The sequence below is a fragment of the Shinella sp. BE166 genome, assembly GCF_051201095.1.
Lineage (GTDB): Bacteria > Pseudomonadota > Alphaproteobacteria > Rhizobiales > Rhizobiaceae > Shinella > Shinella lacus.
The window spans coordinates 1-12,886 of record NZ_JBPEHL010000023.1 but is presented as its reverse complement, the minus strand read 5'-3'; the positions used below and the strand labels follow the sequence as shown (position 1 = coordinate 12,886).

Sequence of the window (12,886 nt, the reverse complement as noted above, 5' to 3'; positions counted from 1 at the left end):
ACATGTCCTCGCTTCATATCGAGAATGTAAACAAGAGCTACGGCTCGCTGCCGGTGTTGAGGAACATCGACATCAAGGTCGAAAGCGGGGGTTCCTCGTCCTGATCGGCCCGTCGGGCTGCGGAAAGTCGACGCTGCTCAGCGCCATTGCCGGCATTTCCGACATCACGAACGGCCGCCTGCTGATCGACGACCACGACATTACGCTGGAGCGCCCGAAGGACCGGGACATCGCCATGGTCTTCCAGTCCTACGCGCTCTATCCGAACATGACGGTGCGCCGGAACATGGGCTTCGCGCTGGAAATGCAGAAGGTTCCCCGGGCGACGCACGACGCGATGATCGAGCGCGTCGCAGAACAGCTTCAACTGACCGCCTATCTCGACCGGAAGCCGGCGCATCTTTCCGGCGGCCAGCGCCAGCGCGTCGCCATGGGCCGGGCGCTGGTGCGTAGCCCGAAAATCTTCCTCTTCGACGAGCCGTTGTCGAACCTCGACGCGAAACTGCGCGTCGAGATGCGCACCGAGCTGAAGAAGATGCACCAGCGCCTCGGCGCCACGATCGTCTATGTCACGCACGACCAGATCGAGGCCATGACGCTCGCCACCCGCATCGTCGTCATGAAGGGTGGCGTCATCCAGCAGATCGGCACGCCGAAGGAGGTCTACAACCGGCCGGCAAATACCTTCGTCGCCACCTTCATCGGTTCGCCCGCGATCAATCTCGTGCCCGGCAGGTTTGAACCTCAAAAGCGGACCGTCGAAATCGCCGGCCCCTCACCGGTTTCTCTCAAGCTTCCTGACCATATCGCGGCAACGGTGAAGGAACCGCGCGATATCCTGTTCGGCCTGCGCCCGGAAGCAATCGAGACGCACACGGCAGCGCGTGCCGGCGAACCCGGCTTTGCCAGCGTCCATGCCGATGTCGAGGTGCTGGAGCCGACCGGGCCGGATACCCTTGCCATCCTGCGCTGGCAGGAGCGCGAGCTGACGGCACGCCTTGGCCGCGAGGACGACCGCAAGCCGCTGGCATCCGCGGAATTTCTCTTCGACATGAACCAGGCGATGATCTTCGACGCCGAAACCGAAGCCAATATCACATGACCAAGACGGAGACCGCCAACATGCGCAACATTCGATGGGGACTGATCGGCGCGACATTCATCGCGCGGGACTGGATGATCCCGGCCTTCCGCAACACCGGGGGCACCATCGCGTCGATCCTGTCGTCGTCGCCGGAGCGGGCGGCCGATTTCGCCAAGGCAAGCGACATCCCGCTTGGCACGACGAATCTCGATACCCTGCTTGGCGGCGATATCGACGCGGTCTACATCTCGACCACGAACGAGTTGCACGTGCCGCAGGCGCTCGCCGCCATCAAAGCGGGCAAGCATGTGCTCTGCGAAAAGCCGCTCGCCGTCGATTTCGCCGGTGCCCGGGAGATGGTGGAGGCGGCGGCGACGGCGGGCCTCGTCTTCGCCACTAACCATCACCTGCGTAATTCCGGCGCGCACCGCGCCATGCGCGAGGCGATCACCTCCGGCAGGATCGGGCGTCCGCTTTTCGCCAAGGTCGCCCATGCACGCTACCTGCCGGAATTCCTGCAGGGCTGGCGGCTGACCAATCCCGAGAAGGGCGCCGGCGTCATCCTCGACATCACCACCCATGACGTCGACTCGCTTCGTCACATCCTTGGAGAAAACCCGAAGTCGGTTCTGTGCATGACGCAGACGGGAACGCTCGCCAGCGGCGCCATCGAGGACGGCGCAATGAGCCTGATCGAGTTCGACAGCGGCCTCGTCGCCCAGACGCATGACGCCTTCACCACGAAGTTTGCATCGACCAGCCTCGAGATCCACGGCACGGAAGGCTCGCTGATCGGCACCGACTGCATGACGCAGGACCCCATCGGCGAGGTGGTGCTCCGAACCGCGGAAGGCGAAGAGACCCTTTCGATCGACCGGACCAATCTCTACGAACGCAGCCTGCGTGCGTTCGGGCGTGCCGTAGCGGGCATAGGCGAACCGTCCGCAAGCGGCGTGGATGGGCTCTGGTCGCTCGCAACGGGCCTTGCTGCCGTCGAGTCCGGCCGCAGCGGGCAGCGAGTCGCCGTTTACATCTGATGCGCGAGAAAGCCCGATGATCAACACTAAGACGACCCCCGACATCGTCATCATCGGGTCGGGCATGGGCGGCGCCTGCGTCGCCTATGGTCTTGCCGCGACCGGCGCGAACATCCTGATCCTGGAACAGGGGCACCAACTTCCGCGCCACGCCAACAACCGCGATGCCCGCGCGATCTTCCAGCAGGGATTTTTCCGTACGGATGAACGCTGGTACGATGGCAAGGGCGAACCGTTCGGACCGGGAAACTACTACTATCATGGCGGCAATACGAAATTCTACGGCGCCGTCCTCATGCGCTATCGCGCCGAGGATTTCGATGGGGTCGAGCATCTGGAAGGCACCGCTCCGCCTTGGCCTTTCCGCTACGACGAACTCGAGCCCTGGTATCAGCGGGCGGAAGAACTGTTCAATGTCCGTGGCGAACTGGGCGCCGATTCGACGGAGCCTCGTCACTCCGGGCGCTATTCCCATGCCGCCGTGCCGGACGAGCCCGCGATCGCGGAACTGCGCGCCCGTCTGAAATCCGTCGGCCTCAACCCCGCTTCCCTGCCGCTTGGCATCGACATCGAAGCCTGGCTCGCCGAAGGCCAGACGCCCTGGGACGCGTTCCCCGACGCGCGGTCGGGAAAGATGGACGCCGAAACGTGTGCGCTCATTCCGGCGCTCAAGTATCCCAACGTGCGGATCGAAAGCGGAGCCGAGGTCCTCCGCCTCATCCCGGGTCGTGACGGCCATACAATCGTCGCTGTCGAGTACAGGCAGGACGGCGAGGTCAAGCGCGTGTCTGCCGGGACGATCGTGCTGGCGGCGGGCGCCGTCCGGTCGGCGAAGATTCTGCTCGCCTCTGGTGAGAGCGGCCTTGCCAACCGGTCGGGCGCCGTCGGTCGCCACTTCATGAACCACAATCTGACGGCCCTGCTCGCCTACGACCGGCGCTTCTGGAACGACAGCGTCTACCAGAAGACCTTCGGAATCAACGATTTCTACCTGCGAAGCGATGCGGGTGATGCGCCGCTCGGACATGTTCAGCTCTTCGGCCGGGTCAGCGCGACCGTCATGAAAGGCATGGCGCGATGGGCGCCGGAATGGCTCCTCGATCTCTGGAGCCGCCATTCCGCCGACCTTCTGCTGATGAGCGAGGATATTCCCGATCCCGAAAGCCGCGTGACGCTCGACGGCGATCGGCTGGTGCTCCACTGGAAGCGCTCGAACATGAAGGCGCACGGCCTGCTGCGGCGGAAGATGACGGAGCGGCTAAAAGCGGCCGGCTTCTCGCTCACGCTGTCGCGCCCATTCGACCGCAATACAACATCGCATCAATGCGGCACCGTCAGGATCGGCAACGACCCGGTCAATGCCCCGCTCAATGCGGATTGTCGGTCTTTCGATCACCCCAATCTCTATGTCACCGACGCCAGCTGCCTCGTCACATCGGCAGCCGTCAACCCTTCTCTGACAGTTGCAGCTCTTGCACTAAGAGCGGCGCGGTCAATTCGAGAAGATTTTGGCGAGAATATTCTGTAGGCGATGGTGCGAAAACAATTCGCTCTTGATGCGTTTCGAACCTGAGACCAGTCGCTCCGTCACCGTATTCGTATTAATTATCCAATCCGCGCTAATGATTATTTTCGAGGTAGCTCGAAATGACCTGCCAGCAAACTATTCGCTCACTGAACAAATGTGAAAAAAGGCGGATAACGCCGCCTGAGCCGACCCACGTCCGCTATCTGCTCGCGCGACTACCTCTTGACCACTGACGGCAAGCGCAAACCTGGTCCAGTTTCCACCGCACCGAACGCGCGACCGATGGGTTACGGGATCTGACCTTACACCCGGACTGTAAAATCCTTCCACGATTGACCAGCTTATCAAGTGTGCCGAGTTGCGGCATTTTTCTCCTGCTTCTGTTTAAAGCAACATGCGCAATCTGATCGTCTCGCGCCATGGGAAATATCATGACCACTGCTCTTAACATCACGCGCCACCAAGCAAATGCCGCAGGTCCCTTCCTGATTGCGGGAGCGTCCTTGGCTGCCTTGACCGAGGCAATCGCGGGAACAGCCCTTTCGGTCGCGCGTCTCGATATGATGGGGGACGTTGCAGCAACATCAGACGAGTTTGCCCGAATGGATTTCGGCTATACGGCCGCAAAACTCATCGGGTTCGTGATGACCGCATGGCTTTCGGGACGCTTCACGCTCGGCTCATCGCTCGTTGCGGCAACGGTCACGATGACGGCCGCGTCGGGGCTTGCGGCCCTCACCGATGATCTGAACACCCTTTTTGCACTGCGCCTTCTCCAGGGCTTCTCCGGCGGTGTTCTCCTGGTGAGTGCCCAGTCATTGCTCCTGAAATCATTCCCTTGGCCGCAACAACCGCTCATCCAGAGTGTCTTTGCGGTCGCCGCCGTGGTCGCCCCCGCCACGCTCGTTCCTTACGTCCACGGCTGGCTGCTGGACAGTCATTCCTGGACATGGATATTCTTGGGCATCGTCCCGATCGGTATGATGGCTCTCGCTTTCCTGATCTTGGGTCCTCCGGCTGAGGATGAGGCGCCCAAGCGAATTGGAATGAACTGGCCGTCGCTTGCTTTGTTTGTGATCGCCGCATCTTCACTGACCTTCGTGTTGAACCAGGGCAATCGTTGGGACTGGTTCGAAGAACCCACCATTCTCCTGCTCGCTATGGTCGGTGTCGTTGCGCTTGCCGGCGTCCTCGCCTGCCAGTTCCTTGGAGACCAGGATCACCATCTGCTCGACTTCTCGGTGTTCATGAACGGTGGTTTCAGCTTCGGCTTTCTGGCCAGCTTCGCAGCAGGCTTCGCCCTGCTTGGCAGCAGCTATTTGATCCCCTCCTTCGCCATTTCGGTTCTTCGAATGACGCCGACGGAGGCCGGAGCGCTCCTCCTTCCGAGCACGGCCGCCTTCATCACCACACTCTTCGCCACCGCCTTTGCCATTCGACGTGGTGTGCCACCGCCGCTCACCATTCCGCTCGGCATCCTCGGTCTTATGCTGTCGATGTGGATGCTGTCCGGCTCGACCAGTGGAAGCGGTATCCCGGATATGTTGCTGGGTGTCCTGGTTCGGGGATGTGCGCTCGGCTTCCTGTTTCTGTCGATCACGCTGATCACGATGTTCGGATTGAAAAACTCCGCAGTCGTTGTTGCTGTCGCCCTTTTCAACGTCGGCAGGCAAACCGGTGGTCTCGTGGGTATTGCGTTTCTTCAGACATTCCTGGAAAACCAGACCGCCCAGAACCGCGCCGTCCTCGCGGCCTACATCACACCCGGCCGCCCGGAAGTTATCGACCGTCTGTCCGGTGTCACACGGTATCTCTCGACCCATGGTCTGGAACATGGGGCGAGCAAAGCGTCTGCACTGCTCATCGGCAAGTCCGTCGCAGTGCAATCGACAACGATTGCCTTCAACTCGGCCTTCGTCGCTGTGGCCATGTTTTTCCTGGTAGCAGCACCTATCCTGATTGTTTCGAAGATACTTATCGGAAAGGTGATCGCAAAACGCCTTCAAGCACGCGTGCAAACCGCGATGGTTTAGGCCATCCATTTCCGATGCTCGACGAAACGTTCGACCAGAAGATCGATGAACAACCGGACTTTTGTCGGAAGCTGGCTTCGTTCCGGAAACAGGGCATCGATGGAAAATTCGACACCCCGGTAGTCGGGCATGTTTGACACGAGGCGTCCGGCCTTCAGATCGTCGAAAACCAAAAAGCTCGGCGCGAGGAACATGCCGTGTCCGGCGAGTGCCAGTTCCCTCAGCGTCTGCGGACTATTCGAAACGAGGGTCCCCTGGACTTTCACGCTTTCCTCAACGCCCGCAAGGCTCTCAAAATGCCAAGATGGCCCGAAAGCGTAATATGAATATTGAAGGCAGTTGTGGCTTGCCAGATCACTCGGACGTTCCGGCGCCGGATGTGATCTGAGATAGTCAGGCGAGCAGACGACAAAGTGCCGCCATGGTGTCAGCTTGCGCGCGATCAGTCTGGAATCCTTCAGCGTCGTGCGGATGACGAGATCATAACCCTCTTCAATCATATCGATCATTCGCTCGCCGATATCCAGCTCGATCATAACTGAAGGGTATTCCCGCATGTACTCGCTGATGAGCGGCACGAGAAACGGCGCAATCGCCGTGTTCGTATACAGTTTAAGTGTTCCCCTGGGCGTGGATACCAACGCGCTGGCGAAGAGATCTGCCTCCTCAAGATCGGCAAGGATTTGCGAGGAGCGTTCAAAATAGAATTTTCCGGTTTCGGTGAGGCTGACCTTTCGCGTCGTCCGATTGAGCAACCGAACACCGAGACGATCTTCCAGAGACTGCACGTGATTAGCCACCATTGTCGTCGACATGTTCATGCGCCTCCCGGCGGCAGAAAATCCACCACATTCAACGACTTGTCCAAAGACCGCCAGGCTCGTTAGCCGATCCATGCTTCTCTCCGATTATCTAACCAGACTTTACGGTCCTCACACAATTTCCGAGATTATCATATTAGCTGCTAAGGCGCATTCTCCTTTCACAGACACAATGCCCCGTTGGACAGGAACGAAGAAATGGACACGGCTGAGCCAGCCCGCAATCCAGTGTTGAAAATCGTCGGAACACCTTCCGCCAAAATCCAGGATGAACCGTCGGCTGCCACATCGGTCGCGAACGACGGGAAGGGCAAGCGTGCCATCAAGCGCGGCGTGCTCTCGCTCGTTCTGCTTGCCGGTTTTGCCTACTCAGCTGAGTATGGACACCAATATTGGACGGTTGGCCGCTTTACCGAGACCACCGACAATGCCTACGTCAAAGCCGACTTTACCGCCATCGCCCCGAAGGTTTCTGGCTATATCAGGGAAGTTCTCGTCCAAGATAATGAGACAGTGAAGCAGGGTCAGATTCTTGCGCGCATAGACGACCGGGATTTCCAGGCGGCATTGTCGCAGGCCAAGGCCGACGTCAAGGCGGGCGACGCCGCGATCGCCAATATCGATGCCCAGATCGCGCTTCAGGTGTCTCTCATCGCTCAAGCCACGTCCGCCCTGGATGCGTCGAAAGCATCGTTCAAATACGCGCATTCGGAAGCTGCCCGTGCGGCACTGCTCATCACCAGTGGAGCAGGCAGCCAATCCCGCGTGGAACAAAGCCAGTCCATCCGGGAGCAGGCTTCGGCCGCAGTCGCGCGCGATGAGGCCGGTCTCGTCGCCGCACGCAACAAGGTTCCGGTGCTCCAGACCCAGCGCGACCAGGCTGTCGCACAGCGCGAAAGGGCCGCTGCGGGCCTCAGGCAAGCCGAGTTGAACCTGTCCTACACGCAGATAGTTTCGGCCGTAAACGGCACGGTCGGGGCAAAGTCAATTCGTATCGGCCAGCTTGTCTCTGCCGGAACCCAGCTTATGGCGATCGTGCCACTGGACGCCGTCTACGTGGTCGCGAATTACAAGGAAACGCAGCTTGCAGAGGTCCGTCCCGGCCAACCAGCCCAGATCGAAGTCGACGGTCTGCCAGGAGTAGTGATCAAGGGCCACGTAGACAGCATCTCGCCCGCAAGCGGCCTGGATTTCTCGCTGCTTCCGCCGGACAACGCCACGGGCAATTTTACCAAGATCGTCCAGCGCATCCCCGTAAAGATCGTCATCGACGATATTGGATTCATAGGGTCGCTGCGCTTCATCGTGGTGAAGCTCGAAAAGAGCCTTCCATATCGCATTCCGCATGAAACTCGCGATTGCGATCGCAGCTGGAGTTGCGATGGACGGCGTTGGTCTGCGAAGAGAGCGCGGGCTTAGTCCCAAGGGAAGTCTTCAGTGTTCTGCGCCCTGACAGCTCCCCAACGGCGGAGCGGGCACTCGCCAAGGAACATCCGGTTTCTGATCTCCGATTCCGAGTTTCCGATAGTTGACCAGATTCCGGATTGACAATGTTACAATCCTGGATAATATCTATCCACGATTAGGAGAGACATCATGAAACTAAGCGAAGGCGTAGAGCAGGCCATCCACTGCGCGGCATTCCTGGCGGGACTGTCCGAAGACGGCGTCCTGTCGGCTGCAGCACTGGCCGAACTCCACGGCGTTTCAACGAGCTACCTCCTTAAGCACCTGCAGGCGATGTCTGGCGCCGGGATCGTCGCAACGACGCCGGGTCCGAAGGGTGGATATCGGCTGGCCAAGGCGCCGAAGGATATTAGTGTCCTCGACATCGTCCTGGCGGTCGAGGGACCGGCCCCGGCCTTCCGCTGCGCCGAGATCCGCCAGCGCGGGCCAAATCCCCTTCCGGCGCGCTACTTCACTAAGCCCTGCCAGATCAACGCCGCCATGCTGAGGGCTGAGAAGGCCTATCGCGCAGAACTCGCCAAGGTGTCCGTCGCGGACCTTCTGGCGGACGTCGGCGCAGACGACGACGGCGGTATCGCCGCCCGCGGATGCGCCTTCCTCGAGCTCCACGAACGCAAGACGGGCAATCGCGCCGCGTCATAGGAGAAAGCAGAAATGAGTACGTTAAAGAAGGTCGCCGTCATCGGCGGCACGGGCCTGATCGGCTCGAAGGCAGTGAAATTGCTGCAGGACGCCGGTCACGAAGCCATCGTCGCAAGCTCCCGCAACGGCATCAACGCCTACACGGGCGAAGGACTGGCCGAAGCCCTCGCGGGCGCTGACGCCGTCATCGACGTGTCGAACATGATGTCCTTCGACAAGGCCGTCATCACCGACTTCTTCGACACGTCGAGCCGCAATCTGACGAGCGCCGAACAGGCAGCGGGGGTGCGTCATCACGTCGTCCTCTCGATCGTCAACGCGGACCGCCTCGCCGCTAACCCATACATGGCCGGCAAACTCGCCCAGGAAGAGGCCGTCGCGGCATCGGGCCAAGCCTACACCATCGTGCGTGCGACGCAGTTTCACGAATTCACGGAGACGCTGGTGGGTGCCTACTCGGCTGACGGCGCGGTGAAAGTGCCGGATATCGACTTCCAGCCGATCGCGGCCGGCGACGTTGCCGCTGCTTTGGTGGAAGCCGCGCTCGGCGAGCCGAAGAACGGACCCGTCGATCTTGCCGGGCCTGAACGGGGACCGTTCGAATCCTTCATCCGGGCCTATCTCGATGCCAAGGGCGACGCTCGTCCGGTCGAGGCCGACGCGGCCGTAGACTACTTCGGCGCTCCCGTTGTCACCGGCTCACTGGTTCCCGGCGGAGACTACCTCACGGGCATGATGACGTTCGCCGAGTGGCTCAGAACATAGGAAGGAAAGAACATGAAGACCATCCTTTATGCCGCTACAGCACTTGCGGTCTCTCTGACCACAGCGTCCGCTCATGACGTCGCCAAGCCTGGACTTGCATATGACACGAAGGGCGCGAAGGTGAGGGTGGTTTACGAGCATCCCCTCCCGGACGTTCCCGGCAAGAGCGTGAAGGGCGTCCTCGTCGAGTACGGCCCCGGTGGCTACAGTTCCGCTCATACGCATGCAAAATCCGCCTTGATCTATGCGACGGTTCTCGAAGGAGCGATCCTAAGCGCCGTGAACGATGGCGAGACGAAGACCTTCACTGCCGGCCAGAACTTCACAGAGCTGCCGGGCGACCGCCACGACGTCAGCGCCAACGCCAGCAAGACCGAGCCGGCGAAACTGCTCGCGGTCTTCGTCGTCGATACTGATGACACCGCCCTGACGACGCCGCGCAAGCCGTAGCGCTACCTACCAGACTACCCCCTCACCTAGCACAAGCAACGACGGTTTCTCCGGCGAACGGAGAACCGTGTCCACGAGAAAGGAAAACAATATGTCCCGCATGAACTGGTCCGAAGTCGCCCCCGAGGGTGCCAAGGCGCTCTTCGGCGTCCATCACTACGTCACCAAGAAAACGAACCTGCCTGAAGAGCTGATCCATCTCGTCTTCCTGCGCGTGTCGCAGATCAACGGCTGCGCCCATTGCATCGACATGCATAGTCGCGATCTGCGCAAGACGATGTCCGTCGATAAGATCACGCTTGTTCCGGTCTGGGACGAGGTGCCTCACCTGTTCAGCGAGCAAGAACGAGCAGCACTGGCTTGGGCTGAAGAAGTCACGAATGTCAGCCAGACCCATGCCTCCGATGAGGCCTATGCCGCCGCCGCCGATGCATTCGAACCGAAGGATCTCGTCGATCTGACGATCACGATCGCTGCGATGAACGCGTTCAATCGCCTCGGGGCGCCATTCAGGCTTCCAGTTGCAGCCAAGGCCTGATCGCTCTGGCAGCGCAACGCATAGGCGACTCCCTGCCGGGCCGTCGAAGTCCGACCGGCTGTTCCGATTGTGGCGGCATCACGTCTGTCCGCGCTGCCATCTCCAATGACGGACGGCATTACCCGATCGGCAGGCATAGCAACGCCCTTGAATGGTCCCGGTCAGCACTCGGCAACGACCAGAGACTTCTGGCAGTCGTCGAGGTACCAGCCGAGACGTCCTCCACCAGCGGCGGCGCGCCGAGCAACACTGACGTTGACGCGCCCTGCTCTATCGTCTTGCGCAGATATTCGTCGGGCCAGAGGCCGTCGGTGTGTTTCTGAAATCCAATTGCTATCTCTGCGCGATTAAGGGCGTTCGACGTTATCCGTCCCGCTGTGCCGACCGGCATCAGGACTAGGCGACGTTCGCGCCCGATTGTCACGTAGGAGCTTGATCGCATCGACGATCACTTCGGGCTCGTATGTGGCGAGCGCGCCGAGGGTCTGCTTGATAAAACCGGCACGCGGAAGCCGCGTTGGCGTTCCGGCACACATTGAAGCAGAATGGCATCGAGCGCCGGAATTGAAGCCAAGATGATGGTAGCTGCACAGTTGGCACCGAGCAGATGTGAACCCAACCAAGGGAAGCTGCTCCGATCGAGCGAGCCATATGCCGCGGTCTTTAGCAGTGGGGGGCGCCCGCGGCAGAGGTATAAGAGAACGGAGGCACCATTGGGCGACCCACCTGGCGCAGTGCCGACCGCTGAGACGTGCCGACTGAACTGCGCAATCAAGCTCTGCAGGCTCCCGGCTTCTTAAGGCCAGCGCGTTGAACGCAGCATTTGATTGTTCGACCATGGCAGCATTTTGCGTCGTCTGATCCATAGGGTTCGAGGCAGAATTAACCTCAGTGAAGCCGGTGTGCATGGCAGACATAGCGATTGCCTATATGCGACGATAATCTGCGCGCAACATGCTGGCTATCGACCAGACACATAGCCGGACACCTTATGGGCCGGCAGCCACCTCCAATTTGGTAGGCACGCCGCGCCTCATCGAATTGGCTACCGTGCAGACCGCCCAGGCCCGATCGATCAACATCTGGGCGTCGGAGCCATCCAACGTCGCGCATCTAACCGACAAGACGGCGTTGGTAGCTATCAAAGGCGCACCGTCTAACTCCAGTTTCACCGTTACCTCGATCTCTCCAATAGCAACACCGACATCGTGCGCGACATATCGGAGGTCGTTGCAGTAGCAACCGCCGATGGCCAGAGCCAACAGTTGGCCGCCATTGAAGCCGAGACCCATGCCACCAGCTTTGCCATCCGGTCTATCCACCACCACAGTGTGACCACCAGCCCAACCGATTGCCGCTTCAGTACCCGGCATGTTCCGCAATTCCACGATCGACTGGACCATCTCATCTCCGTTGGTGCGAGGTTCGTCGCCAGCTTCTGAAAAATGCTCCACATGTCAACGGCAAGCACGAATGTTTTGCGGATAGACCGGAGCACCGTGCTCATTACTGATATTCTCTGTAACTACGGCGCTCCGTTGATCTCGATGACATTCAAGTCGGGGTCACGGAGGTAGAGCTGCGGAAAGCCGGCAAGTCCGGTACGAAAGATCAGCAGACAATGTGGATCGCTCTGAGGCAGGTCTTCGCGGAAACCAAGTCGCATCAGTCGATCGACGGCGCCGTCGAAATCGTCCGTGCGGAAAGCGAAATGCCAGTCGTTACGGTCGACAGCAGGGTGCTGCCGGAACGTGCCATCCGGATATTCGACAAGATGCACTTGTAGGTCGCCACACGCCAGCCAGGCACCGTTTACGGAAAAACTCGGCCGCGCGATCTCGGTGAGGCCGAACGCGTCGCGATAAAACGGCAATGATTTACCAAGGTCGGCGGTGATGATCGATACATGATGCAACGCAAGCAAAGACATGGCTGCCCCTAACGATACTGCAACGTCCTACACTACCAGAAGCCTGACGTGTATGCCATCGGAGGGGCTATTGCGCAGATAGTAGTTGCTGAGCCCGCAATTGAAGGAAAAAGCGACCGGGCACTGTCAGCCGGCTCCAACCGGTCCCGCCTTTATTTATATTTTTTCCCTCGCATAACGAAAGGCGTCCTCAAAACTATTTTGAGTTTTGAAGCTGCGTCTCGGCAGAATGAAGGCCTCCCGCTTCGATATCGGCAGCATCAAGTAGTGTTCTTCCCGGATAATGCGTTTTACGGTCGCCCATGGAACGATCGAGTCGGCCACGCTCGACCTCACGCGAACGGCTTCGTCGCTTAAACTTATGGTGATGGTTGCGTCGGCGGACGCGATTTGCCCGTAGTACAGAAACGATGCTCCCCATGCCAGCCAGTGCGTGGCGAGCGAGAGTAAAGCCACAACGAGGAGGCATGTCGGAAGCCAAAGCCAGAAACTGCTTTGAATAGCCCCTAGATTTGTAGACGCCTTCTTTCCTAATTTTGAGGCAGGAAGAGCATCATGAGCAAATCGAATTTCAGCGAAGATTTTAAGCGT

General features: G+C 59.7%; 12 protein-coding genes and 1 pseudogene. 9 read left to right on the top strand and 4 right to left on the bottom strand.

Features of this window, described 5'->3' with window-relative positions; translation table 11 throughout:
• Positions 1-2: 2 nt before the first annotated feature.
• The 4 genes and pseudogenes from J2Y63_RS31830 to J2Y63_RS31815 all read left to right on the top strand — a co-directional run bounded on the left by J2Y63_RS31830 (position 3) and on the right by J2Y63_RS31815 (position 5,682).
• Positions 3-1,102, top strand: a pseudogene (locus tag J2Y63_RS31830) (ABC transporter ATP-binding protein).
• Positions 1,099-2,121 (top strand): Gfo/Idh/MocA family protein, encoded by a 1,023-nt coding sequence (locus J2Y63_RS31825; RefSeq protein WP_435269299.1) that lies wholly within the window; start codon positions 1,099-1,101, stop codon positions 2,119-2,121. The pseudogene J2Y63_RS31830 and the gene J2Y63_RS31825 overlap by 4 nt, the downstream one beginning before the upstream one ends.
• A gap of 16 nt (positions 2,122-2,137) precedes the next feature.
• Positions 2,138-3,649 (top strand): FAD-dependent oxidoreductase, encoded by a 1,512-nt coding sequence (locus J2Y63_RS31820; RefSeq protein ID WP_435269298.1) that lies wholly within the window; start codon positions 2,138-2,140, stop codon positions 3,647-3,649.
• A 431-nt stretch (positions 3,650-4,080) separates the two neighbouring features.
• Entirely contained in the window at positions 4,081-5,682 is a 1,602-nt protein-coding gene (locus J2Y63_RS31815; protein WP_435269297.1) for an MFS transporter, read from the top strand.
• Here J2Y63_RS31815 and J2Y63_RS31810 read toward each other — a convergent pair.
• Positions 5,679-6,578: a LysR family transcriptional regulator gene (locus J2Y63_RS31810; protein WP_158452057.1), complete on the bottom strand. Its 900-nt coding sequence runs from the start codon at positions 6,576-6,578 to the stop codon at positions 5,679-5,681. The two genes, J2Y63_RS31815 and J2Y63_RS31810, sit on opposite strands and share 4 nt — an antisense overlap.
• Before the next feature lie 123 nt (positions 6,579-6,701).
• Between J2Y63_RS31810 and J2Y63_RS31805 the strand changes: the two genes are divergently transcribed.
• The 5 genes from J2Y63_RS31805 (at position 6,702) to J2Y63_RS31785 (ending at position 10,365) form a co-directional block, all read left to right on the top strand.
• Positions 6,702-7,922 carry an HlyD family secretion protein gene (locus J2Y63_RS31805; RefSeq protein ID WP_435269296.1) on the top strand — a complete coding sequence of 407 codons (1,221 nt, stop codon included), beginning with the start codon at positions 6,702-6,704 and terminating at the stop codon, positions 7,920-7,922.
• Positions 7,923-8,099: 177 nt separating this feature from the next.
• The gene (locus J2Y63_RS31800) at positions 8,100-8,612 is read left to right on the top strand and encodes an RrF2 family transcriptional regulator (RefSeq protein WP_020808259.1); all 513 of its coding nucleotides are present in this window, start codon (positions 8,100-8,102) and stop codon (positions 8,610-8,612) included.
• Between the two features lie 12 nt (positions 8,613-8,624).
• On the top strand, positions 8,625-9,377 hold the full coding sequence (locus J2Y63_RS31795) for an SDR family oxidoreductase (RefSeq protein WP_435269295.1): 753 nt from the start codon (positions 8,625-8,627) through the stop codon (positions 9,375-9,377).
• A gap of 12 nt (positions 9,378-9,389) precedes the next feature.
• Entirely contained in the window at positions 9,390-9,827 is a 438-nt protein-coding gene (locus J2Y63_RS31790) for a cupin domain-containing protein (protein WP_435269294.1), read from the top strand.
• 91 nt (positions 9,828-9,918) lie between these two features.
• The gene (locus J2Y63_RS31785; protein ID WP_020808257.1) at positions 9,919-10,365 is read left to right on the top strand and encodes a carboxymuconolactone decarboxylase family protein; all 447 of its coding nucleotides are present in this window, start codon (positions 9,919-9,921) and stop codon (positions 10,363-10,365) included.
• A 989-nt stretch (positions 10,366-11,354) separates the two neighbouring features.
• On the opposite strand, the gene J2Y63_RS31780 is transcribed toward J2Y63_RS31785, so the two are convergent.
• The 3 genes from J2Y63_RS31780 to J2Y63_RS31770 form a co-directional block, all read right to left on the bottom strand.
• Positions 11,355-11,768 carry an OsmC family protein gene (locus J2Y63_RS31780; protein WP_020808256.1) on the bottom strand — a complete coding sequence of 138 codons (414 nt, stop codon included), beginning with the start codon at positions 11,766-11,768 and terminating at the stop codon, positions 11,355-11,357.
• A 122-nt stretch (positions 11,769-11,890) separates the two neighbouring features.
• Positions 11,891-12,295, bottom strand: coding sequence for a VOC family protein (locus tag J2Y63_RS31775; protein WP_020808255.1), 405 nt, complete (start codon positions 12,293-12,295; stop codon positions 11,891-11,893).
• Between the two features lie 156 nt (positions 12,296-12,451).
• A partial coding sequence (locus tag J2Y63_RS31770; protein ID WP_435269293.1) for a YcxB family protein occupies positions 12,452-12,886 on the bottom strand: 435 nt, incomplete at its 5' end.